Source organism: Bacillus sp. FSL W8-1202 (assembly GCF_038006165.1).
Classification (GTDB): domain Bacteria; phylum Bacillota; class Bacilli; order Bacillales; family Bacillaceae; genus Bacillus; species Bacillus subtilis.
The window spans coordinates 1,142,331-1,165,000 of the sequence record NZ_JBBOUR010000001.1; the positions used below are offsets into that span (position 1 = coordinate 1,142,331).

Annotated in this window: 16 protein-coding genes, 9 tRNA genes and 4 rRNA genes (1 of these 29 only partly in view); all 29 read left to right on the forward strand. The window is 46.4% G+C overall.

The window, feature by feature from the left end; all coding sequences use genetic code 11:
• Positions 1 to 101 precede the first annotated feature (101 nt).
• Entirely contained in the window at positions 102 to 1,520 is a 1,419-nt protein-coding gene (tilS, locus tag NSQ09_RS05890; protein WP_041351235.1) for a tRNA lysidine(34) synthetase TilS, read from the forward strand.
• On the forward strand, positions 1,517 to 2,059 hold the full coding sequence (hpt, locus tag NSQ09_RS05895; protein ID WP_003226700.1) for a hypoxanthine phosphoribosyltransferase: 543 nt from the start codon (positions 1,517 to 1,519) through the stop codon (positions 2,057 to 2,059). Before tilS ends, hpt begins: the two co-directional genes overlap by 4 nt.
• Positions 2,060 to 2,156: 97 nt before the next feature.
• Positions 2,157 to 4,070 carry an ATP-dependent zinc metalloprotease FtsH gene (ftsH, locus tag NSQ09_RS05900; RefSeq protein WP_341030640.1) on the forward strand — a complete coding sequence of 638 codons (1,914 nt, stop codon included), beginning with the start codon at positions 2,157 to 2,159 and terminating at the stop codon, positions 4,068 to 4,070.
• 194 nt (positions 4,071 to 4,264) lie between these two features.
• Positions 4,265 to 5,041 (forward strand): type III pantothenate kinase, encoded by a 777-nt coding sequence (locus NSQ09_RS05905; protein WP_010886388.1) that lies wholly within the window; start codon positions 4,265 to 4,267, stop codon positions 5,039 to 5,041.
• Between the two features lie 11 nt (positions 5,042 to 5,052).
• A complete protein-coding gene (hslO, locus tag NSQ09_RS05910) occupies positions 5,053 to 5,928 on the forward strand; it encodes a redox-regulated molecular chaperone HslO (RefSeq protein WP_017696367.1) in 876 nt (291 codons plus the stop codon).
• A 46-nt stretch (positions 5,929 to 5,974) separates the two neighbouring features.
• Positions 5,975 to 6,868, forward strand: a complete 894-nt coding sequence (locus tag NSQ09_RS05915) for a peptidyl-prolyl cis-trans isomerase (RefSeq protein ID WP_017696366.1) — start codon at positions 5,975 to 5,977, stop codon at positions 6,866 to 6,868.
• A gap of 75 nt (positions 6,869 to 6,943) precedes the next feature.
• Positions 6,944 to 7,870: a cysteine synthase A gene (gene cysK / locus NSQ09_RS05920; RefSeq protein ID WP_017696365.1), complete on the forward strand. Its 927-nt coding sequence runs from the start codon at positions 6,944 to 6,946 to the stop codon at positions 7,868 to 7,870.
• 166 nt (positions 7,871 to 8,036) lie between these two features.
• Positions 8,037 to 9,449, forward strand: a complete 1,413-nt coding sequence (locus NSQ09_RS05925) for an anthranilate synthase component I family protein (RefSeq protein ID WP_210215829.1) — start codon at positions 8,037 to 8,039, stop codon at positions 9,447 to 9,449.
• Positions 9,450 to 9,462: 13 nt separating this feature from the next.
• Entirely contained in the window at positions 9,463 to 10,047 is a 585-nt protein-coding gene (gene pabA, locus NSQ09_RS05930) for an aminodeoxychorismate/anthranilate synthase component II (protein ID WP_014475585.1), read from the forward strand.
• Positions 10,047 to 10,928 (forward strand): aminodeoxychorismate lyase, encoded by an 882-nt coding sequence (pabC, locus tag NSQ09_RS05935; protein ID WP_341032494.1) that lies wholly within the window; start codon positions 10,047 to 10,049, stop codon positions 10,926 to 10,928. The genes pabA and pabC overlap by 1 nt, the downstream gene beginning before the upstream one ends.
• Positions 10,910 to 11,767 (forward strand): dihydropteroate synthase, encoded by an 858-nt coding sequence (gene folP / locus NSQ09_RS05940; protein ID WP_041054335.1) that lies wholly within the window; start codon positions 10,910 to 10,912, stop codon positions 11,765 to 11,767. Before pabC ends, folP begins: the two co-directional genes overlap by 19 nt.
• Positions 11,760 to 12,122, forward strand: a complete 363-nt coding sequence (gene folB, locus NSQ09_RS05945) for a dihydroneopterin aldolase (RefSeq protein ID WP_014478613.1) — start codon at positions 11,760 to 11,762, stop codon at positions 12,120 to 12,122. Before folP ends, folB begins: the two co-directional genes overlap by 8 nt.
• Positions 12,119 to 12,622 carry a 2-amino-4-hydroxy-6-hydroxymethyldihydropteridine diphosphokinase gene (folK, locus tag NSQ09_RS05950; protein ID WP_003242690.1) on the forward strand — a complete coding sequence of 168 codons (504 nt, stop codon included), beginning with the start codon at positions 12,119 to 12,121 and terminating at the stop codon, positions 12,620 to 12,622. Before folB ends, folK begins: the two co-directional genes overlap by 4 nt.
• Positions 12,574 to 12,783 carry a helix-turn-helix domain-containing protein gene (locus NSQ09_RS05955; RefSeq protein WP_003226678.1) on the forward strand — a complete coding sequence of 70 codons (210 nt, stop codon included), beginning with the start codon at positions 12,574 to 12,576 and terminating at the stop codon, positions 12,781 to 12,783. The genes folK and NSQ09_RS05955 overlap by 49 nt, the downstream gene beginning before the upstream one ends.
• 23 nt (positions 12,784 to 12,806) lie before the next feature.
• Entirely contained in the window at positions 12,807 to 13,808 is a 1,002-nt protein-coding gene (gene dusB / locus NSQ09_RS05960) for a tRNA dihydrouridine synthase DusB (RefSeq protein WP_341030644.1), read from the forward strand.
• A 91-nt stretch (positions 13,809 to 13,899) separates the two neighbouring features.
• Positions 13,900 to 15,399 (forward strand): lysine--tRNA ligase, encoded by a 1,500-nt coding sequence (gene lysS / locus NSQ09_RS05965; RefSeq protein WP_003226674.1) that lies wholly within the window; start codon positions 13,900 to 13,902, stop codon positions 15,397 to 15,399.
• A 308-nt stretch (positions 15,400 to 15,707) separates the two neighbouring features.
• A 16S ribosomal RNA gene (locus NSQ09_RS05970) occupies positions 15,708 to 17,257 on the forward strand.
• Between the two features lie 167 nt (positions 17,258 to 17,424).
• Positions 17,425 to 20,352, forward strand: a 23S ribosomal RNA gene (locus NSQ09_RS05975).
• A gap of 55 nt (positions 20,353 to 20,407) precedes the next feature.
• Positions 20,408 to 20,523 (forward strand): 5S ribosomal RNA (rrf, locus tag NSQ09_RS05980).
• Between the two features lie 22 nt (positions 20,524 to 20,545).
• A tRNA-Val gene (locus tag NSQ09_RS05985) sits at positions 20,546 to 20,621 on the forward strand.
• 4 nt (positions 20,622 to 20,625) lie between these two features.
• Positions 20,626 to 20,701 (forward strand) — tRNA-Thr (locus tag NSQ09_RS05990).
• A 37-nt stretch (positions 20,702 to 20,738) separates the two neighbouring features.
• Positions 20,739 to 20,814, forward strand: a tRNA-Lys gene (locus tag NSQ09_RS05995).
• A gap of 6 nt (positions 20,815 to 20,820) precedes the next feature.
• Positions 20,821 to 20,903 (forward strand) — tRNA-Leu (locus NSQ09_RS06000).
• Positions 20,904 to 20,943: 40 nt separating this feature from the next.
• A tRNA-Gly gene (locus NSQ09_RS06005) sits at positions 20,944 to 21,018 on the forward strand.
• Positions 21,019 to 21,032: 14 nt separating this feature from the next.
• A tRNA-Leu gene (locus tag NSQ09_RS06010) sits at positions 21,033 to 21,118 on the forward strand.
• Positions 21,119 to 21,127: 9 nt separating this feature from the next.
• Positions 21,128 to 21,204: transfer RNA gene (locus tag NSQ09_RS06015), tRNA-Arg, on the forward strand.
• Positions 21,205 to 21,231: 27 nt separating this feature from the next.
• A tRNA-Pro gene (locus NSQ09_RS06020) sits at positions 21,232 to 21,308 on the forward strand.
• Positions 21,309 to 21,316: 8 nt separating this feature from the next.
• Positions 21,317 to 21,392: transfer RNA gene (locus NSQ09_RS06025), tRNA-Ala, on the forward strand.
• Positions 21,393 to 21,564: 172 nt separating this feature from the next.
• A 16S ribosomal RNA gene (locus tag NSQ09_RS06030) occupies positions 21,565 to 22,670 on the forward strand; it runs 444 nt beyond the window's last position.
• The 16S, 23S and 5S rRNA genes sit together here with 9 tRNA genes alongside, the layout of an rRNA operon.

Below are 22,670 nucleotides of genomic sequence, written 5' to 3' on the forward strand. Positions count from 1 at the left end.
GGCGCAAACTGCAGAGCCTATGCTTCTTCTTTGCTTGGAGGGGTTGAAAGTGTTAGGATATGAATATCTTTAAAATACCTGCTCATTGTGAGGAGGACATTGTGAAAAGTGTCAAAGATTTTTTAAACAAACACAATCTTACGTTAAAAGGGGCGACAATCATTGTAGGCGTTTCCGGCGGTCCGGACTCAATGGCTCTTCTTCACGCGTTGCATACGTTATGCGGCCGTTCAGCGAATGTTATTGCAGCTCACGTTGACCATCGGTTCAGAGGTGCGGAATCCGAGGAGGACATGCGTTTTGTCCAAGCTTATTGTAAAGCTGAACAGCTCGTGTGCGAAACGGCTCAAATCAATGTAACCGCATATGCACAGGAAAAAGGACTCAATAAGCAGGCTGCAGCACGTGATTGCCGCTACCAGTTTTTTGAAGAAATCATGTCGAAGCACCAAGCGGACTATCTGGCTCTTGCGCATCATGGTGATGACCAGGTTGAAACAATGCTTATGAAACTGGCTAAGGGTACGCTTGGAACGGGACTTGCGGGAATGCAGCCGGTTAGACGTTTTGGGACGGGGCGGATCATCAGGCCGTTCTTAACCATTACAAAGGAAGAGATCCTTCACTATTGCCGTGAAAACGGTTTGAGCTACCGGACGGATGAAAGCAACGCCAAAGATGACTACACAAGAAACAGATTCAGAAAAACAGTGCTCCCGTTTTTGAAGCAGGAATCTCCGGATGTGCATAAAAGGTTTCAGAAAGTGAGTGAAGCACTGACGGAAGATGAGCAATTCTTACAGTCATTAACGAAAGATGAAATGAATAAAGTAATCACAAGCCAGTCTAATACATCAGTTGAAATCAATTCCTCTCAATTGCTTGCCCTCCCGATGCCTTTACAAAGAAGAGGAGTTCAACTAATATTAAACTATCTTTATGAAAACGTTCCATCATCCTTTTCGGCCCATCACATTCAGCAGTTTCTCGATTGGGCGGAAAATGGCGGTCCTTCAGGAGTACTGGACTTTCCGAAAGGGCTGAAGGTGGTCAAATCATATCAGACATGTTTGTTTACATTTGAACAATGGCAGTGCAAAAATGTTCCCTTTGAATACCAAATTAGCGGAGCTGCTGATGAAACGGCAGTGCTCCCTAATGGATATCTGATAGAGGCAAAGCATTATGCGGACTCGCCTGAAGAACATGGGAATGCTGTTTTTATCACAAGTGAAAAAAAGGTGCGGTTTCCCTTAACAATCCGGACGAGAAAAGCTGGAGACCGGATCAAACTAAAAGGGATGAACGGCTCAAAAAAGGTAAAGGATATATTTATTGATAAGAAACTGCCTCTCCAAGAAAGAGACAACTGGCCGATTGTGACGGACGCAAGCGGTGAAATTATCTGGATACCTGGCTTGAAAAAATCAATTTTTGAAGATCTTGTGATTCCAAACAGCGACCGCATTGTATTACAATATAGACAGCATGAAAAGTGTAGGGGGCAAGCAAAATCATGATGAAACATGATATCGAGAAAGTACTGATCTCAGAGGAAGAGATACAAAAGAAAGTAAAAGAGTTAGGTGCAGAATTAACGAGCGAGTATCAAGATACATTTCCGTTGGCAATCGGTGTGTTAAAAGGAGCACTTCCTTTTATGGCGGATCTTATCAAGCATATTGATACATATTTGGAAATGGATTTCATGGATGTATCAAGCTACGGAAATTCTACGGTTTCTTCTGGAGAAGTAAAAATCATTAAAGATTTGGATACATCTGTAGAGGGCCGGGACATCTTAATTATTGAAGATATCATCGACAGTGGGTTAACCTTAAGTTATCTCGTAGAGCTCTTCCGATACCGTAAAGCAAAATCAATTAAGATTGTTACCCTTTTGGATAAACCGAGCGGAAGAAAAGCGGACATCAAAGCAGACTTTGTCGGTTTTGAAGTTCCTGACGCGTTTGTAGTGGGTTACGGACTTGATTATGCTGAGCGCTATCGCAATCTGCCTTATATCGGAGTGTTAAAACCGGCAGTTTATGAAAGCTGATCGGCAGCCTGCTTCCGAGATGGTTATTGTTTGTATTGGAATGATTTTCTATGGTACTATTGAACATAGTTGTGCTTACTGTGGGAGGAGGTAAGGAATGAATCGGGTCTTCCGTAATACCATTTTTTATTTACTTATTTTATTAGTAGTAATCGGGGTTGTGAGCTACTTCCAGACCTCAAATCCGAAAACAGAAAATATGTCGTACAGTACGTTCATCAAAAACCTGGATGACGGGAAAGTTGATAGCGTATCGGTTCAGCCTGTCAGAGGTGTTTATGAGGTAAAAGGGCAGCTGAAAAACTACGACAAAGATCAATACTTTTTGACTCATGTTCCTGAAGGAAAGGGAGCAGACCAGATATTTAACGCTTTGAAAAAGACAGACGTAAAGGTTGAGCCCGCGCAAGAAACAAGCGGATGGGTGACGTTCCTGACGACCATCATCCCATTTGTCATTATCTTGATTCTGTTTTTCTTCCTGCTCAATCAGGCTCAAGGCGGCGGCAGCCGTGTCATGAACTTTGGCAAGAGTAAAGCGAAGCTGTATACAGAGGAAAAGAAACGCGTCAAATTTAAAGACGTTGCAGGGGCTGACGAAGAAAAGCAAGAACTTGTTGAAGTTGTTGAGTTTCTGAAAGATCCCCGCAAGTTTGCCGAGCTTGGCGCCAGAATACCGAAAGGCGTGCTTTTAGTGGGGCCTCCGGGTACCGGTAAAACATTGCTTGCCAAGGCTTGTGCAGGAGAAGCCGGCGTACCTTTCTTCAGCATCAGCGGATCTGATTTCGTTGAAATGTTTGTAGGGGTCGGTGCTTCCCGTGTGCGTGACTTGTTTGAAAATGCGAAAAAGAATGCGCCTTGTTTGATCTTCATTGATGAAATTGACGCAGTCGGACGCCAGCGTGGCGCTGGTCTCGGCGGTGGACACGATGAACGTGAACAGACGCTAAACCAATTGCTTGTTGAAATGGACGGATTCAGCGCTAATGAAGGAATTATCATCATTGCTGCGACGAACCGTGCGGACATCTTGGACCCAGCCTTACTTCGTCCGGGACGTTTTGACCGTCAAATCACAGTGGACCGCCCAGATGTCATTGGCCGTGAAGCTGTATTGAAAGTCCATGCGAGAAACAAACCGCTGGATGAAACGGTTAACCTAAAATCAATTGCCATGAGAACACCAGGCTTCTCAGGCGCTGACTTAGAAAACCTCTTGAATGAAGCTGCGCTTGTAGCGGCTCGTCAAAACAAGAAAAAAATCGATGCGCGTGATATTGACGAAGCGACGGACCGTGTAATTGCCGGACCCGCTAAGAAGAGCCGCGTTATCTCCAAGAAAGAACGCAATATCGTGGCTTATCACGAAGGCGGACACACCGTTATCGGTCTCGTTTTAGATGAGGCGGATATGGTTCATAAAGTAACGATTGTTCCTCGGGGCCAGGCTGGCGGTTATGCTGTTATGCTGCCAAGAGAAGACCGTTATTTCCAAACAAAGCCGGAGCTGCTTGATAAAATTGTCGGCCTCTTGGGCGGACGTGTTGCTGAAGAGATTATCTTCGGTGAAGTCAGCACAGGGGCGCACAATGACTTCCAACGTGCGACGAATATTGCAAGACGAATGGTTACGGAATTCGGTATGTCAGAAAAACTGGGACCGTTGCAATTTGGACAGTCTCAGGGCGGTCAGGTATTCTTAGGCCGTGATTTCAACAACGAACAGAACTACAGTGATCAAATCGCTTACGAAATTGATCAGGAAATTCAGCGCATCATCAAAGAATGTTATGAGCGTGCGAAACAAATCCTGACTGAAAATCGTGACAAGCTTGAATTGATTGCCCAAACGCTTCTGAAAGTTGAAACGCTTGACGCTGAACAGATCAAACACCTTATCGATCATGGAACATTACCTGAGCGTAATTTCTCAGATGATGAAAAGAACGATGATGTGAAAGTAAACATTCTGACAAAAACAGAAGAAAAGAAAGACGATACGAAAGAGTAATTCGCTTTCTTTCTAAAAAAACTGCCGGCTGACGCTGGCAGTTTTTTTATGTGAATGATGGGCTCAGCAGCGGCTTTGACAATCATCCAATTCTGGTATCGATTTGTTTACAAATGAGCCGCTGATCGTGTATGGTATTGTAGAATGTTTGTAAAAAGTAATGTAGAGAAACTATTCAAAAGTGGTGATAGAGGTTGTTACTGGTTATCGATGTGGGGAACACCAATACTGTACTTGGTGTATATCATGATGGAAAATTAGAATATCACTGGCGTATAGAAACAAGCAGGCATAAAACAGAAGATGAGTTTGGGATGATTCTGCGCTCCTTATTTGATCACTCCGGGCTTATGTTTGAACAGATAGATGGCATTATTATTTCATCAGTAGTGCCGCCAATCATGTTTGCGTTAGAGAGAATGTGCACAAAATACTTTCATATCGAGCCTCAAATTGTTGGTCCAGGTATGAAAACCGGTTTAAATATAAAATATGACAATCCGAAAGAAGTGGGGGCAGACAGAATCGTAAATGCTGTCGCTGCGATACACTTATACGGCAATCCATTAATTGTTGTCGATTTCGGAACCGCCACAACGTACTGCTATATTGATGAAAACAAACAATACATGGGCGGGGCGATTGCCCCTGGGATTACAATTTCGACAGAGGCGCTTTACTCGCGTGCAGCAAAGCTTCCGCGTATCGAAATCACCCGGCCCGACAATATTATCGGAAAAAACACTGTTAGCGCGATGCAATCTGGGATTTTATTTGGCTATGTCGGCCAAGTGGAAGGAATCGTTAAGCGAATGAAATGGCAGGCAAAACAGGAACCAAAGGTCATTGCGACAGGAGGCCTGGCGCCGCTCATTGCGAACGAATCAGATTGTATAGATATCGTTGATCCATTCTTAACCCTAAAAGGGCTGGAATTGATTTATGAAAGAAACCGCGTAGGAAGTGTATAGGAGGTTTAGTAATGGATTATTTAGTAAAAGCACTTGCGTATGACGGAAAAGTTCGGGCTTATGCGGCGAGAACGACTGATATGGTAAATGAGGGGCAGAGACGCCATGGTACGTGGCCGACAGCATCCGCTGCATTGGGACGCACAATGACAGCTTCACTCATGCTCGGCGCTATGCTGAAGGGCGATGATAAGCTGACCGTGAAAATCGAGGGCGGAGGTCCGATCGGAGCTATTGTAGCTGATGCCAATGCCAAAGGAGAAGTCAGAGCCTATGTCTCTAACCCGCAAGTTCATTTTGATTTAAATGAACAAGGCAAGCTTGATGTCAGACGTGCGGTTGGAACAAACGGAACGTTAAGTGTCGTAAAAGATTTAGGTTTGCGCGAGTTCTTCACAGGACAAGTAGAAATCGTTTCAGGAGAATTAGGAGATGATTTCACTTACTATCTTGTATCATCTGAGCAGGTTCCTTCATCAGTGGGCGTAGGTGTGCTCGTGAATCCTGACAATACCATTCTTGCGGCAGGGGGCTTTATTATTCAGCTGATGCCGGGAACAGATGATGAAACAATCACAAAAATTGAACAGCGTCTATCTCAAGTAGAGCCGATTTCTAAGCTCATCCAAAAAGGACTGACACCAGAAGAAATTTTAGAAGGAGTCCTAGGCGAGAAACCTGAGATTTTGGAAACGATGCCTGTCAGATTCCATTGCCCTTGTTCAAAAGAACGGTTCGAAACAGCCATTTTAGGACTAGGCAAAAAAGAAATTCAAGATATGATAGAAGAAGATGGACAAGCCGAAGCAGTATGCCATTTTTGTAATGAAAAGTACTTATTTACAAAAGAAGAGCTGGAAGGGCTTCGTGACCAAACTACCCGCTAAGCTCTTTAGCGGGTTTTTATTTTGAGAAAAGGGGCTGAAAGCAGGTTTGAAATCAAGAACAATCTGGACCATTATTTTAGGGGCGCTGTTGGTTTGCTGTATTGCTGTTGCATATACGCTGACGAAATCCCAAGCCGGCGCATCGTCATCCGGTGAGTCTATTGCGACTATCGGGGGCAAGAGTGTGACAAGAGAAGAATGGCTGAAAGAAATGGAAGACCAGTATGGTAAGTCAACGCTTGAAGATATGATCAATGTCCGAGTTGTTGAGCAGCTGGCTAAAAGGAACAACCTTAAAGTATCCAAAAGCGAAGTTGATCGTGAGTTTTTGCTGATTAAAGCGGTCAATAATTCCTTTTACGAAGATGAACATACGACGGAGAAAGAGTGGAAAGACCAAATTCGTTATAATATCCTCCTTGAAGAATTGTTAACAAGGGATATCGATATCTCAAACAAAGAACTGGAATCATTCTATAATAAAAATAAGGAACTATATCAGTTTGATGATTCGTATCGAATTCGGCACATTGTTGTAAAAGATGAAGAAGAAGCGAGAGAAGTCCTGAAAGAACTGAAAGGCGGCTCAAGCTTTGAAGCTGTGGCTGCCGAAAGATCTACAGACAGATATACATCACCATACGGCGGAGATTTAGGTTTTGTCACAGAGGCATCAGACAACATTCCATCAACATACATTGAAGAGGCAAAAACACTCAAAGAGGATGAATGGTCTCAGGAACCAATAAAGGTCAGCAATGGATATGCCATTATCCAGCTGAAAGAAAAACTAAAGGCAAGAACGTTCTCATTTGATGAAGTAAAGGACCAGATCAGACGGCAAATCGCAATGGATCAGCTAGGCGATAAAGCGACAGTTAAGACACTGTGGAAAGAAGCCGATGTATCTTGGTTTTATGGGGAAAAAAGTACTAAGTGATTGACAAAAAATTTAGAAATTGATAGATTATATACATAATACCAATACAAATAGTCGGAAATTGAGGTGTCGAGAATGGTACGTGTAGCAAACTCCATTACTGAATTAATTGGGAATACGCCAATCGTTAAATTAAATCGCCTTACAGATGAAACCAGTGCGGATGTATATCTAAAACTTGAATACATGAACCCTGGAAGCAGTGTAAAAGACCGTATCGGTTTAGCCATGATTGAAGCGGCTGAAAAAGAAGGAAAATTAAAAGCCGGTGATACAATCATTGAACCGACAAGCGGAAATACTGGTATCGGGCTTGCAATGGTTGCTGCTGCTAAAGGATTAAAAGCCATTTTGGTTATGCCTGATACAATGAGCATGGAGCGCCGCAACCTTCTTCGCGCATACGGTGCTGAGCTTGTGCTGACTCCTGGTGCGGAAGGTATGAAAGGTGCCATTAAGAAAGCTGAAGAGCTTGCTGAAAAGCACGGATACTTTGTGCCGCAGCAGTTTAACAACCCGTCTAATCCAGAAATTCACCGCCAAACAACGGGTAAAGAAATCGTTGAGCAATTCGGTGATGACCAGCTTGACGCATTTGTAGCCGGAATCGGAACGGGCGGAACAATTACGGGAGCGGGCGAAGTGCTTAAGGAAGCATACCCTTCCATCAAGATTTACGCTGTTGAACCGTCAGATTCCCCAGTGCTTTCAGGAGGAAAACCAGGCCCCCACAAAATTCAGGGAATCGGAGCTGGATTCGTGCCGGACATCTTAAACACTGAAGTATATGATGAAATCTTCCCTGTGAAGAATGAAGAAGCATTCGAATATGCCCGCAGAGCTGCACGTGAAGAAGGAATTCTCGGAGGCATCTCATCAGGTGCTGCAATTTATGCTGCTCTTCAAGTAGCAAAAAAACTCGGAAAAGGCAAAAAAGTATTGGCCATCATTCCAAGTAACGGCGAACGTTATCTAAGCACGCCGCTGTATCAATTCGATTAAAAAAAGCCAAAACTCCCGGTCCGCCGGGAGTTTTTTTATATTTCGTGCATCAAATATGCCATGTCTGCGACGAATGTTATTCTTGGAAGAGAAATTCACTTTTTTCACTCACAACATTGCTTTACAATTAAAAACAAGTAAAAAAGAAAATAGAGGAATGATACAAATGGCACAACGCAGACCGGCAGGCAAAAAAGTACCTTTTCAAAAAGACTCATTCTTACAACAATTTGAGAAACTTGCGCAATCCCGAAAACACCATGTACTTCTCGAAAGTGCAAGAGGCGGCAGATACAGTATAGCCGGTCTTGATCCAATTGCGACTGTGAAAGGAAAAGACGGAATAACTACAATTAAGCATGGTGATGAGATGCTGTTTAAAGAAGGTGATCCATTACGGGCCTTCCACAGCTGGTTTAAAACGCTGGAAACAGAAACGAATCATGAGTTCCCTGACTTTCAAGGCGGGGCAATCGGGTTTCTCAGCTATGATTACGCACGGTACATTGAAAATTTTAAAATGCTCTCATTAGATGATCTAGAAACACCAGATATTTATTTTCTTGTTTTTGATGATATAGCAGTTTATGATCATCAAGAAGAGTCTCTATGGCTGATTACTCATGTTAATGGTTCTGATCAGGAAACAGCGGATGTGAAGCTATCTGAGTTAGAGCAGATGTGGCTGACTGAGCTTCCCGCTGTCTCTTTGCGAGAGATGAACCCTGAAACAGCTGGTTCTTTCGCGGCGCCATTTACCGAGGATGGGTTCTCACAAGCTGTAGAGAAAATCAAACAATACATTGCCAGCGGAGATGTGTTTCAAGTCAATCTATCAATAAGGCAGTCACAGTCACTGTCTGCCCACCCATATCAAATTTACAAAACCTTGAGAGAAGTAAATCCTTCTCCTTATATGGCGTATTTAGAAACACCTGATTTCCAAATCATTTGCGGCTCGCCTGAACTGCTTGTCAGCAAAAAGGGCAAGCTATTAGAGACGAGACCGATTGCGGGCACCCGTTCCAGAGGGAAAACAAATGAAGAAGACGAGGTGCTTGCAAACGAATTGATACACAATGAAAAAGAACGCGCGGAACATGTCATGCTGGTTGATCTTGAGCGAAATGATCTGGGAAGAGTATCGCGTTACGGGTCTGTGCGCGTAAATGAATTCATGGCAATTGAAAAATACTCGCATGTAATGCACATTGTGTCTAATGTCCAAGGTGAACTGCAGGATGGGTATGATGCTGTTGATATTATTCATGCTGTGTTTCCCGGAGGAACCATTACTGGTGCACCGAAAGTAAGAACGATGGAAATAATAGAAGAACTTGAGCCGACACGCCGGGGGCTTTATACTGGATCTATAGGATGGTTTGGATATAATCTCGATCTGCAGTTTAATATCGTCATTCGAACCATTTATGCAACCGGAGGGCAGGCATTTATGCAGTCCGGCGCAGGAGTTGTGATTGATTCTGTTCCGAAGCACGAATACAAGGAATCATTCAAAAAAGCTTTTGCGATGCAAAGAGCATTAGAGCTGAGCAAAGAAGAGACAAAAATTAGATGAGGTGAGCGGAGAAATGATTTTAATGATTGATAACTACGATTCATTCACGTACAACTTGGTACAGTATTTGGGCGAGCTTGGGGAAGAGCTGGTTGTGAAACGCAATGACAGCATCACAATCGAAGAAATTGAAGAACTGTCTCCGGACTTTCTGATGATATCTCCCGGACCGTGCAGCCCTGATGAGGCGGGAATCAGCCTCGAAGCAATTAAACATTTCGCAGGGAAAATTCCTATTTTCGGTGTATGTCTCGGACATCAGTCCATCGCACAAGTGTTCGGTGGTGATGTTGTTAGGGCAGAACGGCTTATGCACGGGAAAACCTCGGATATCGAGCATGACGGCAAAACCATTTTTGAAGGGTTGAAAAACCCCCTTGTTGCGACGCGATACCACTCGCTGATCGTAAAACCTGAGACGCTGCCAAGCTGTTTTACAGTAACAGCACAAACGAAAGAAGGAGAAATCATGGCTATTCGCCACAATGACCTCCCGATAGAGGGCGTGCAATTTCACCCAGAGTCTATTATGACCTCCTTTGGGAAAGAAATGCTCAGAAATTTTATTGAGACATATCGCAAGGAAGTTATTGCGTGATGATATATGTGAACGGCCGGTATATGGAGGAGAAAGATGCAGTTCTTTCTCCTTTTGACCATGGGTTTTTATATGGGATCGGTGTTTTCGAAACCTTCAGGCTCTACGAAGGCTGCCCGTTTTTGCTTGATTGGCATATAGAAAGGCTTGAACGCGCGCTTAAGGATCTGCAAATCGAATATACTGTTTCAAAGCATGAGATCCTTGAGATGCTGGACAAGCTGCTTAAGCTAAATGATATCAAGGATGGTAATGCCCGCGTCAGACTGAACATATCAGCGGGAATCAGCGATAAAGGCTTTGTCGCCCAGACGTACGATAAGCCGACCGTTTTATGCTTTGTGAATCAGCTGAAACCAGAAAGTCTTCCTTTGCAAAAAGAAGGGAAGGTTTTATCGATACGGAGAAACACTCCTGAGGGATCGTTCCGGTTAAAATCTCATCATTATCTAAATAATATGTATGCGAAACGGGAAATTGGAAATGATCCGAGTGTCGAGGGAATTTTCCTAACGGAGGATGGAGCTGTTGCAGAGGGTATCATATCTAATGTCTTTTGGAGAAAAGGTCGCTGTATCTATACGCCATCGCTTGATACTGGTATTCTGGACGGCGTCACGAGACGTTTTATCATAGAAAATGCAAAGGATATCGGCCTGGAGCTCAAAACGGGCCGATATGAGCTAGAAGCTCTCTTGACAGCTGACGAAGCGTGGATGACGAACTCGGTTCTTGAAATCATCCCGTTTACTAAAATAGAAGAAGTAAACTATGGAAGCCAAAGCGGAGAAGCAACCTCCGCTCTTCAATTGTTATACAAAAAAGAAATAAAGAACATGATTGATGAAAAGGGAGGAAGAGCATGGCGCAGCACACAATAGATCAAACACAAGTGATCCACACCAAGCCCAGCGCTTTATCATATAAAGAGAAGACGCTGGTGATGGGAATTTTAAACGTAACGCCTGACTCTTTCTCGGACGGCGGAAAATATGACAGCTTGGACAAGGCGCTGCTGCACGCGGAAGAGATGATCAATGATGGTGCCCATATCATTGATATCGGAGGGGAATCGACAAGGCCTGGCGCTGAGTGCGTATCTGAGGATGAGGAGATGTCCAGAGTCATTCCGGTGATTGAGCGGATTACGAAAGAGCTTGGTGTTCCTATTTCTGTAGATACGTACAAGGCTTCTGTCGCAGATGAAGCTGTGAAAGCCGGCGCATCCATTATCAATGATATTTGGGGTGCCAAACATGATCCGAAGATGGCTTCCGTTGCAGCTGAACATCATGTTCCAATTGTTCTCATGCATAACCGCCCTGAAAGAAACTACAATGACTTATTGCCGGATATGCTGACGGACTTAATGGAGAGTGTAAAAATTGCTGTTGAGGCCGGAGTAGACGAGAAGAACATTATTCTTGATCCCGGTATCGGTTTCGCGAAAACCTATCACGATAACTTGGCAGTGATGAACAAACTAGAGATTTTCAGCGGAGTGGGATATCCGGTTCTTCTGGCAACCTCCCGAAAAAGATTCATCGGGCGTGTTCTGGATCTTCCGCCTGAGGAGCGGGCTGAGGGCACAGGCGCGACTGTGTGTCTCGGCATTCAAAAAGGCTGTGACATTGTCAGGGTCCATGATGTAAAGCAAATTGCCAGAATGGCGAAAATGATGGACGCGATGCTGAATAAGGGAGGGGTGCACCATGGATAAAGTTTATGTAGAAGGTATGGAGTTTTACGGATATCACGGTGTGTTCAAAGAAGAAAACAAACTTGGCCAGCGGTTTAAAGTCGATTTAACCGCTGAGCTGGATTTAAGCAAAGCTGGACAAACAGACGACCTTGAGCAAACGATCAACTATGCTGAGCTCTATCACGTATGTAAAGATATCGTGGAAGGGGAGCCTGTAAAATTGGTGGAAACGCTGGCAGAACGTATTGCTGGCACTGTTCTCGAAAAATTTCAGCCGGTTCAGCAATGTACGGTGAAAGTGATTAAGCCAGACCCGCCAATTCCCGGACACTATAAATCAGTAGCCATTGAAATTACGAGAAAAAAGTCATGAACAACATAGCTTATATTGCACTTGGATCTAATATTGGAGATAGAGAAACGTATTTAAGGCAAGCAGTGGCTTTACTGCATCAGCATGCTGCGGTGACAGTCACTAAAGTGTCGTCTATTTACGAAACTGACCCGGTCGGATACGAAGATCAAGCTCAATTTTTGAATATGGCTGTTGAAATCAAGACATCATTGAACCCTTTTGAACTCCTTGAACTGACGCAGCAGATAGAAAATGAATTAGGCAGAACAAGGGAAGTAAGATGGGGGCCGCGGACGGCAGACCTTGACATTTTGTTATTTAATCGTGAAAATATTGAAACAGAGCAACTAATTGTTCCGCATCCGAGAATGTATGAGCGTTTGTTTGTCCTTGCGCCGCTTGCGGAAATTTGCCAGCAGGTTGAAAAAGAGGCTACAAGCGCCGAAACAGACCAAGAAGGTGTAAGAGTATGGAAGCAGAAATCTGGGGTAGACGAATTCGTGCATTCAGAAAGCTGAAAGGTTATACTCAAGAAGGATTTGCAAAAGCATTAGGTATATCAGTTTCTATTCTCGGCGAAATTGAACGCGGAAACCGATTGCCGTCAGCTGCCATCATTCAAGATGCAGCAGATGTTTTAAATATAAGTGCGGACGAATTGGCGCCGCCAGAAAAATAGAACAAATGAAAGGAGGAGAAAAATTGTTCAAAATCGGAGATATTCAATTGAAAAACCGGGTTGTGCTCGCACCTATGGCTGGTGTCTGCAACTCTGCGTTCAGATTGACTGTAAAGGAATTCGGAGCCGGATTGGTATGCGCTGAAATGGTCAGTGACAAAGCGATCCTTTACAACAATGCAAGAACAATGGGTATGCTTTATATTGATGAACGTGAGAAACCACTGAGCCTTCAAATTTTCGGAGGAAAAAAGGAAACCCTTGTGGAAGCGGCGAAGTTTGTAGACCAAAACACAACTGCTGATATCATTGATATTAACATGGGATGTCCCGTGCCGAAGATTACAAAATGCGATGCGGGAGCCAAATGGCTTCTCGATCCTGATAAGATTTACGAAATGGTTTCTGCAGTAGTGGATGCTGTTAATAAACCAGTTACAGTGAAAATGAGAATGGGCTGGGATGAAGACCACATTTTCGCAGTGAAAAATGCACAGGCTGTAGAACGTGCGGGCGGTAAAGCAGTTGCGCTTCACGGCCGTACGAGAGTGCAGATGTACGAAGGAACGGCAAACTGGGATATTATCAAAGAAGTAAAACAATCAGTATCGATTCCGGTTATCGGAAACGGCGATGTTAAGACACCGCAGGATGCTAAGCGTATGCTCGATGAGACAGGAGTAGACGGGGTCATGATCGGACGCGCTGCATTGGGCAACCCGTGGATGATTTACCGTACGGTTCAGTATCTTGAAACAGGTGAATTAAAAGAAGAGCCGCAAGTACGCGAAAAAATGGCCGTATGCATACTGCATCTTGACCGCCTGATTGACTTAAAAGGTGAAAACGTAGCGGTAAGAGAAATGAGAAAGCACGCTGCATGGTATCTGAAAGGCGTGAAAGGCAATGCGAACGTTCGTAATGAAATCAATCATTGCGAGACGAGAGAAGAGTTTGTACAGCTTTTAGATGCATTTACGGTTGAAGTTGAGGCAAAAGAGCTTCAAAATGCAAAAGTAGGATAATACTCACCTCTATTTGCTGCTCACTGCTAGTTTTACGCTGGCAGTTTTTCTGCTTTTTTCATGAAACAATATCTGTAATGGAGTGATAACAATGAGTCAAGAAGAGCATAACCATGAAGAATTGAATGATCAGCTGCAAGTCAGACGCGATAAAATGAATCAGCTGAGAGATAACGGCATCGATCCATTCGGCGCACGTTTTGAAAGAACTCATCAGTCTCAAGAAGTTATTTCGGCATATCAAGATCTAACCAAAGAAGAGTTAGAAGAAAAAGCGATTGAAGTTACAATCGCAGGCCGCATGATGACAAAACGCGGCAAAGGAAAAGCCGGCTTTGCCCATCTTCAGGATTTAGAAGGCCAAATCCAAATCTACGTAAGAAAAGACAGTGTCGGTGACGACCAATATGAAATCTTTAAGTCTTCTGACCTCGGTGATCTTATCGGCGTAACCGGAAAAGTCTTCAAAACAAATGTAGGCGAATTGTCTGTTAAAGCAACTTCCTTTGAATTGCTGACAAAAGCGCTTCGTCCGCTTCCTGACAAATACCATGGTTTAAAAGACGTTGAGCAGCGCTACCGTCAGCGCTATCTGGATCTTATCGTAAACCCAGACAGCAAACATACGTTCATTACACGAAGCAAGATCATTCAAGCTATGAGAAGATACCTTGATGATCATGGATACTTAGAAGTAGAAACACCTACAATGCACAGCATTCCTGGGGGAGCTTCTGCGCGTCCGTTTATCACTCACCACAACGCGTTAGACATTCCACTCTATATGCGTATTGCTATCGAACTGCACCTAAAACGTCTAATTGTCGGCGGTTTAGAAAAAGTATATGAAATCGGCCGTGTTTTCCGTAACGAAGGTGTCTCTACACGCCATAACCCTGAATTTACAATGATTGAGTTATATGAAGCATATGCGGACTATAAAGATATCATGAGCTTAACTGAAAACCTTGTCGCTCATATCGCCCAAGAAGTGCTTGGCACAACTACGATTCAATACGGGGAAGAGCAAATCGACCTTAAACCGGAGTGGAAAAGAATCCATATGGTTGACGCAGTCAAAGAAGCGACCGGCGTTGATTTCTGGGAAGAGGTTACTGTTGAACAGGCGCGTGAATATGCAAAAGAACATGGTGTAGAAATTAAAGATTCTATGACAGTAGGCCATATCATCAACGAATTCTTCGAACAAAAAATTGAAGAAACGCTTATTCAGCCAACGTTTATTTACGGGCATCCTGTAGAAATTTCTCCTCTTGCTAAGAAAAACCCTGAGGACCCGCGTTTTACAGACCGTTTTGAGCTGTTTATCGTTGGCCGTGAACATGCCAACGCGTTTACAGAGCTGAATGATCCTATTGATCAAAGAGAACGCTTTGAAGCGCAATTAAAAGAGCGTGAAGCCGGTAATGATGAAGCTCATCTAATGGATGAAGACTTTGTTGAAGCTCTGGAATACGGTATGCCGCCAACAGGAGGTTTAGGCATCGGTATCGACCGTCTGGTTATGCTGCTGACGAATGCCCCTTCTATTCGCGATGTGCTGTTATTCCCGCAAATGAGACAACGTTAATAAAGAAGAGCGGTATCCTCCATATAGAAAGGATGCCGCTCTTTTTAAATTCCTTAGTATTTCTTCAAAAAAACTATTGCACTATTATTTACTAGGTGGTATATTATTATTCGTTGCCGCTAAACAAGGCGATAACGAAAAAATAACTTAAAAAAAGTTATTGACTTCACTGAGTCAACGAGTTATAATAATAAAGTCGCTTGAACGAAGTGAACAAAATGATCTTTGAAAACTAAACAAGACAAAACGTACCTGTTAATTCATTTTTTATAAATCGCACAGCGATGTGCGTAGTCAGTCAAACTACTTTATCGGAGAGTTTGATCCTGGCTCAGGACGAACGCTGGCGGCGTGCCTAATACATGCAAGTCGAGCGGACAGATGGGAGCTTGCTCCCTGATGTTAGCGGCGGACGGGTGAGTAACACGTGGGTAACCTGCCTGTAAGACTGGGATAACTCCGGGAAACCGGGGCTAATACCGGATGGTTGTTTGAACCGCATGGTTCAAACATAAAAGGTGGCTTCGGCTACCACTTACAGATGGACCCGCGGCGCATTAGCTAGTTGGTGAGGTAATGGCTCACCAAGGCAACGATGCGTAGCCGACCTGAGAGGGTGATCGGCCACACTGGGACTGAGACACGGCCCAGACTCCTACGGGAGGCAGCAGTAGGGAATCTTCCGCAATGGACGAAAGTCTGACGGAGCAACGCCGCGTGAGTGATGAAGGTTTTCGGATCGTAAAGCTCTGTTGTTAGGGAAGAACAAGTACCGTTCGAATAGGGCGGTACCTTGACGGTACCTAACCAGAAAGCCACGGCTAACTACGTGCCAGCAGCCGCGGTAATACGTAGGTGGCAAGCGTTGTCCGGAATTATTGGGCGTAAAGGGCTCGCAGGCGGTTTCTTAAGTCTGATGTGAAAGCCCCCGGCTCAACCGGGGAGGGTCATTGGAAACTGGGGAACTTGAGTGCAGAAGAGGAGAGTGGAATTCCACGTGTAGCGGTGAAATGCGTAGAGATGTGGAGGAACACCAGTGGCGAAGGCGACTCTCTGGTCTGTAACTGACGCTGAGGAGCGAAAGCGTGGGGAGCGAACAGGATTAGATACCCTGGTAGTCCACGCCGTAAACGATGAGTGCTAAGTGTTAGGGGGTTTCCGCCCCTTAGTGCTGCAGCTAACGCATTAAGCACTCCGCCTGGGGAGTACGGTCGCAAGACTGAAACTCAAAGGAATTGACGGGGGCCCGCACAAGCGGTGGAGCATGTGGTTTAATTCGAAGCAACGCGAAGAACCTTACCAGGTCTTGACATCCTCTGACAATCCTAGAGATAGGACGTCCCCTTCGGGGGCAGAGTGACAGGTGGTGCATGGTTGTCGTCAGCTCGTGTCGTGAGATGTTGGGTTAAGTCCCGCAACGAGCGCAACCCTTGATCTTAGTTGCCAGCATTCAGTTGGGCACTCTAAGGTGACTGCCGGTGACAAACCGGAGGAAGGTGGGGATGACGTCAAATCATCATGCCCCTTATGACCTGGGCTACACACGTGCTACAATGGACAGAACAAAGGGCAGCGAAACCGCGAGGTTAAGCCAATCCCACAAATCTGTTCTCAGTTCGGATCGCAGTCTGCAACTCGACTGCGTGAAGCTGGAATCGCTAGTAATCGCGGATCAGCATGCCGCGGTGAATACGTTCCCGGGCCTTGTACACACCGCCCGTCACACCACGAGAGTTTGTAACACCCGAAGTCGGTGAGGTAACCTTTTAGGAGCCAGCCGCCGAAGGTGGGACAGATGATTGGGGTGAAGTCGTAACAAGGTAGCCGTATCGGAAGGTGCGGCTGGATCACCTCCTTTCTAAGGATATTATACGGAATATAAGACCTTGGGTCTTATAAACAGAACGTTCCCTGTCTTGTTTAGTTTTGAAGGATCATTCCTTCGAAACGTGTTCTTTGAAAACTAGATAACAGTAGACATCACATTCAAGTAATACAAGATATCACATAGTGATTCTTTTTAACGGTTAAGTTAGAAAGGGCGCACGGTGGATGCCTTGGCACTAGGAGCCGATGAAGGACGGGACGAACACCGATATGCTTCGGGGAGCTGTAAGCAAGCTTTGATCCGGAGATTTCCGAATGGGGAAACCCACCACTCGTAATGGAGTGGTATCCATATCTGAATTCATAGGATATGAGAAGGCAGACCCGGGGAACTGAAACATCTAAGTACCCGGAGGAAGAGAAAGCAAATGCGATTCCCTGAGTAGCGGCGAGCGAAACGGGATTAGCCCAAACCAAGAGGCTTGCCTCTTGGGGTTGTAGGACACTCTGTACGGAGTTACAAAGGAACGAGGTAGATGAAGAGGTCTGGAAAGGCCCGCCATAGGAGGTAACAGCCCTGTAGTCAAAACTTCGTTCTCTCCTGAGTGGATCCTGAGTACGGCGGAACACGTGAAATTCCGTCGGAATCCGGGAGGACCATCTCCCAAGGCTAAATACTCCCTAGTGACCGATAGTGAACCAGTACCGTGAGGGAAAGGTGAAAAGCACCCCGGAAGGGGAGTGAAAGAGATCCTGAAACCGTGTGCCTACAAGTAGTCAGAGCCCGTTAACGGGTGATGGCGTGCCTTTTGTAGAATGAACCGGCGAGTTACGATCCCGTGCAAGGTTAAGCAGAAGATGCGGAGCCGCAGCGAAAGCGAGTCTGAATAGGGCGCATGAGTACGTGGTCGTAGACCCGAAACCAGGTGATCTACCCATGTCCAGGGTGAAGTTCAGGTAACACTGAATGGAGGCCCGAACCCACGCACGTTGAAAAGTGCGGGGATGAGGTGTGGGTAGGGGTGAAATGCCAATCGAACCTGGAGATAGCTGGTTCTCTCCGAAATAGCTTTAGGGCTAGCCTCAAGGTAAGAGTCTTGGAGGTAGAGCACTGATTGGACTAGGGGCCCCTACCGGGTTACCGAATTCAGTCAAACTCCGAATGCCAATGACTTATCCTTGGGAGTCAGACTGCGAGTGATAAGATCCGTAGTCGAAAGGGAAACAGCCCAGACCGCCAGCTAAGGTCCCAAAGTATACGTTAAGTGGAAAAGGATGTGGAGTTGCTTAGACAACCAGGATGTTGGCTTAGAAGCAGCCACCATTTAAAGAGTGCGTAATAGCTCACTGGTCGAGTGACTCTGCGCCGAAAATGTACCGGGGCTAAACGTATCACCGAAGCTGCGGACTGTTCTTCGAACAGTGGTAGGAGAGCGTTCTAAGGGCTGTGAAGCCAGACCGGAAGGACTGGTGGAGCGCTTAGAAGTGAGAATGCCGGTATGAGTAGCGAAAGAGGGGTGAGAATCCCCTCCACCGAATGCCTAAGGTTTCCTGAGGAAGGCTCGTCCGCTCAGGGTTAGTCGGGACCTAAGCCGAGGCCGAAAGGCGTAGGCGATGGACAACAGGTTGATATTCCTGTACCACCTCCTCACCATTTGAGCAATGGGGGGACGCAGGAGGATAGGGTAAGCGCGGTATTGGATATCCGCGTCCAAGCAGTTAGGCTGGGAAATAGGCAAATCCGTTTCCCATAAGGCTGAGCTGTGATGGCGAGCGAAATATAGTAGCGAAGTTCCTGATTCCACACTGCCAAGAAAAGCCTCTAGCGAGGTGAGAGGTGCCCGTACCGCAAACCGACACAGGTAGGCGAGGAGAGAATCCTAAGGTGATCGAGAGAACTCTCGTTAAGGAACTCGGCAAAATGACCCCGTAACTTCGGGAGAAGGGGTGCTCTGTTAGGGTGCAAGCCCGAGAGAGCCGCAGTGAATAGGCCCAGGCGACTGTTTAGCAAAAACACAGGTCTCTGCGAAGCCGTAAGGCGAAGTATAGGGGCTGACGCCTGCCCGGTGCTGGAAGGTTAAGAGGAGCGCTTAGCGTAAGCGAAGGTGCGAATTGAAGCCCCAGTAAACGGCGGCCGTAACTATAACGGTCCTAAGGTAGCGAAATTCCTTGTCGGGTAAGTTCCGACCCGCACGAAAGGCGCAACGATCTGGGCACTGTCTCAACGAGAGACTCGGTGAAATTATAGTACCTGTGAAGATGCAGGTTACCCGCGACAGGACGGAAAGACCCCGTGGAGCTTTACTGCAGCCTGATATTGAATGTTGGTACAGCTTGTACAGGATAGGTAGGAGCCTTGGAAACCGGAGCGCCAGCTTCGGTGGAGGCATCGGTGGGATACTACCCTGGCTGTATTGACCTTCTAACCCGCCGCCCTTATCGGGCGGGGAGACAGTGTCAGGTGGGCAGTTTGACTGGGGCGGTCGCCTCCTAAAAGGTAACGGAGGCGCCCAAAGGTTCCCTCAGAATGGTTGGAAATCATTCGCAGAGTGTAAAGGCACAAGGGAGCTTGACTGCGAGACCTACAAGTCGAGCAGGGACGAAAGTCGGGCTTAGTGATCCGGTGGTTCCGCATGGAAGGGCCATCGCTCAACGGATAAAAGCTACCCCGGGGATAACAGGCTTATCTCCCCCAAGAGTCCACATCGACGGGGAGGTTTGGCACCTCGATGTCGGCTCATCGCATCCTGGGGCTGTAGTCGGTCCCAAGGGTTGGGCTGTTCGCCCATTAAAGCGGTACGCGAGCTGGGTTCAGAACGTCGTGAGACAGTTCGGTCCCTATCCGTCGCGGGCGCAGGAAATTTGAGAGGAGCTGTCCTTAGTACGAGAGGACCGGGATGGACGCACCGCTGGTGTACCAGTTGTTCTGCCAAGGGCATCGCTGGGTAGCTATGTGCGGACGGGATAAGTGCTGAAAGCATCTAAGCATGAAGCCCCCCTCAAGATGAGATTTCCCATTCCGCAAGGAAGTAAGATCCCTGAAAGATGATCAGGTTGATAGGTCTGAGGTGGAAGTGTGGCGACACATGGAGCTGACAGATACTAATCGATCGAGGACTTAACCATATTTTTGAATGATGTCACATCTGTTATCTAGTTTTGAGAGAACACTCTCAATTTGTTTGGTGGCGATAGCGAAGAGGTCACACCCGTTCCCATACCGAACACGGAAGTTAAGCTCTTCAGCGCCGATGGTAGTCGGGGGTTTCCCCCTGTGAGAGTAGGACGCCGCCAAGCAATTGCACGTTAGTGCAAGTATGGAGGATTAGCTCAGCTGGGAGAGCATCTGCCTTACAAGCAGAGGGTCGGCGGTTCGAGCCCGTCATCCTCCACCATTTTGCCGGTGTAGCTCAATTGGTAGAGCAACTGACTTGTAATCAGTAGGTTGGGGGTTCAAGTCCTCTTGCCGGCACCACTTTTATATGATATAATACTCAAGTCTCTTGTAAGAAGAGCCATTAGCTCAGTTGGTAGAGCATCTGACTTTTAATCAGAGGGTCGAAGGTTCGAGTCCTTCATGGCTCACCATTTTACGCGGGTGTGGCGGAATTGGCAGACGCGCTAGACTTAGGATCTAGTGTCTTTATGACGTGGGGGTTCAAGTCCCTTCACCCGCATTATATAGGATAACAGTTAGAAAAACTGGACATCCTGTCTGCGGAAGTAGTTCAGTGGTAGAACACCACCTTGCCAAGGTGGGGGTCGCGGGTTCGAATCCCGTCTTCCGCTCCAACTATACCATCCACGCCGGGGTGGTGGAATTGGCAGACACACAGGACTTAAAATCCTGCGGTAGGTGACTACCGTGCCGGTTCAAGTCCGGCCCTCGGCATTATGTTTTGCGCCCGTAGCTCAATTGGATAGAGCGTTTGACTACGGATCAAAAGGTTAGGGGTTCGACTCCTCTCGGGCGCGCCATATCTTTTAATAGAATAGATGGGAAATCGGGAAGTAGCTCAGCTTGGTAGAGCACATGGTTTGGGACCATGGGGTCGCAGGTTCGAATCCTGTCTTCCCGACCATTTTTTATGGGGCCTTAGCTCAGCTGGGAGAGCGCCTGCTTTGCACGCAGGAGGTCAGCGGTTCGATCCCGCTAGGCTCCACCAAAAGTTTTTAAAAAAAGTTGTTGACTTTGAAGAAGTGACATTGTATACCAATAAAGTTGCTTTAACAAAGCGGACAAACAAAATGATCTTTGAAAACTAAACAAGACAAAACGTACCTGTTAATTCATTTTTTATAAATCGCACAGCGATGTGCGTAGTCAGTCAAACTACTTTATCGGAGAGTTTGATCCTGGCTCAGGACGAACGCTGGCGGCGTGCCTAATACATGCAAGTCGAGCGGACAGATGGGAGCTTGCTCCCTGATGTTAGCGGCGGACGGGTGAGTAACACGTGGGTAACCTGCCTGTAAGACTGGGATAACTCCGGGAAACCGGGGCTAATACCGGATGGTTGTTTGAACCGCATGGTTCAAACATAAAAGGTGGCTTCGGCTACCACTTACAGATGGACCCGCGGCGCATTAGCTAGTTGGTGAGGTAATGGCTCACCAAGGCAACGATGCGTAGCCGACCTGAGAGGGTGATCGGCCACACTGGGACTGAGACACGGCCCAGACTCCTACGGGAGGCAGCAGTAGGGAATCTTCCGCAATGGACGAAAGTCTGACGGAGCAACGCCGCGTGAGTGATGAAGGTTTTCGGATCGTAAAGCTCTGTTGTTAGGGAAGAACAAGTACCGTTCGAATAGGGCGGTACCTTGACGGTACCTAACCAGAAAGCCACGGCTAACTACGTGCCAGCAGCCGCGGTAATACGTAGGTGGCAAGCGTTGTCCGGAATTATTGGGCGTAAAGGGCTCGCAGGCGGTTTCTTAAGTCTGATGTGAAAGCCCCCGGCTCAACCGGGGAGGGTCATTGGAAACTGGGGAACTTGAGTGCAGAAGAGGAGAGTGGAATTCCACGTGTAGCGGTGAAATGCGTAGAGATGTGGAGGAACACCAGTGGCGAAGGCGACTCTCTGGTCTGTAACTGACGCTGAGGAGCGAAAGCGTGGGGAGCGAACAGGATTAGATACCCTGGTAGTCCACGCCGTAAACGATGAGTGCTAAGTGTTAGGGGGTTTCCGCCCCTTAGTGCTGCAGCTAACGCATTAAGCACTCCGCCTGGGGAGTACGGTCGCAAGACTGAAACTCAAAGGAATTGACGGGGGCCCGCACAAGCGGTGGAGCATGTGGTTTAATTCGAAGCAACGCGAAGAACCTTACCAGGTCTTGACATCCTCTGACAATCCTAGAGATAGGACGTCCCCTTCGGGGGCAGAGTGACAGGTGGTGCATGGTTGTCGTCAGCTCGTGTCGTGAGATGTTGGGTTAAGTCCC

What these genes read in the sequence shown, in the direction of transcription:
- hpt (WP_003226700.1), top strand. Translation starts at nt 1,517, where the DNA reads ATGATGAAACATGATATCGAGAAAGTACTGATCTCAGAGGAAGAGATA.
- ftsH (WP_341030640.1), top strand. Translation starts at nt 2,157, where the DNA reads ATGAATCGGGTCTTCCGTAATACCATTTTTTATTTACTTATTTTATTA.
- hslO (WP_017696367.1), top strand. Translation starts at nt 5,053, where the DNA reads ATGGATTATTTAGTAAAAGCACTTGCGTATGACGGAAAAGTTCGGGCT.
- cysK (WP_017696365.1), top strand. Translation starts at nt 6,944, where the DNA reads ATGGTACGTGTAGCAAACTCCATTACTGAATTAATTGGGAATACGCCA.
- NSQ09_RS05925 (WP_210215829.1), top strand. Translation starts at nt 8,037, where the DNA reads ATGGCACAACGCAGACCGGCAGGCAAAAAAGTACCTTTTCAAAAAGAC.
- pabA (WP_014475585.1), top strand. Translation starts at nt 9,463, where the DNA reads ATGATTTTAATGATTGATAACTACGATTCATTCACGTACAACTTGGTA.
- pabC (WP_341032494.1), top strand. Translation starts at nt 10,047, where the DNA reads ATGATATATGTGAACGGCCGGTATATGGAGGAGAAAGATGCAGTTCTT.
- folP (WP_041054335.1), top strand. Translation starts at nt 10,910, where the DNA reads ATGGCGCAGCACACAATAGATCAAACACAAGTGATCCACACCAAGCCC.
- folB (WP_014478613.1), top strand. Translation starts at nt 11,760, where the DNA reads ATGGATAAAGTTTATGTAGAAGGTATGGAGTTTTACGGATATCACGGT.
- folK (WP_003242690.1), top strand. Translation starts at nt 12,119, where the DNA reads ATGAACAACATAGCTTATATTGCACTTGGATCTAATATTGGAGATAGA.
- NSQ09_RS05955 (WP_003226678.1), top strand. Translation starts at nt 12,574, where the DNA reads ATGGAAGCAGAAATCTGGGGTAGACGAATTCGTGCATTCAGAAAGCTG.
- lysS (WP_003226674.1), top strand. Translation starts at nt 13,900, where the DNA reads ATGAGTCAAGAAGAGCATAACCATGAAGAATTGAATGATCAGCTGCAA.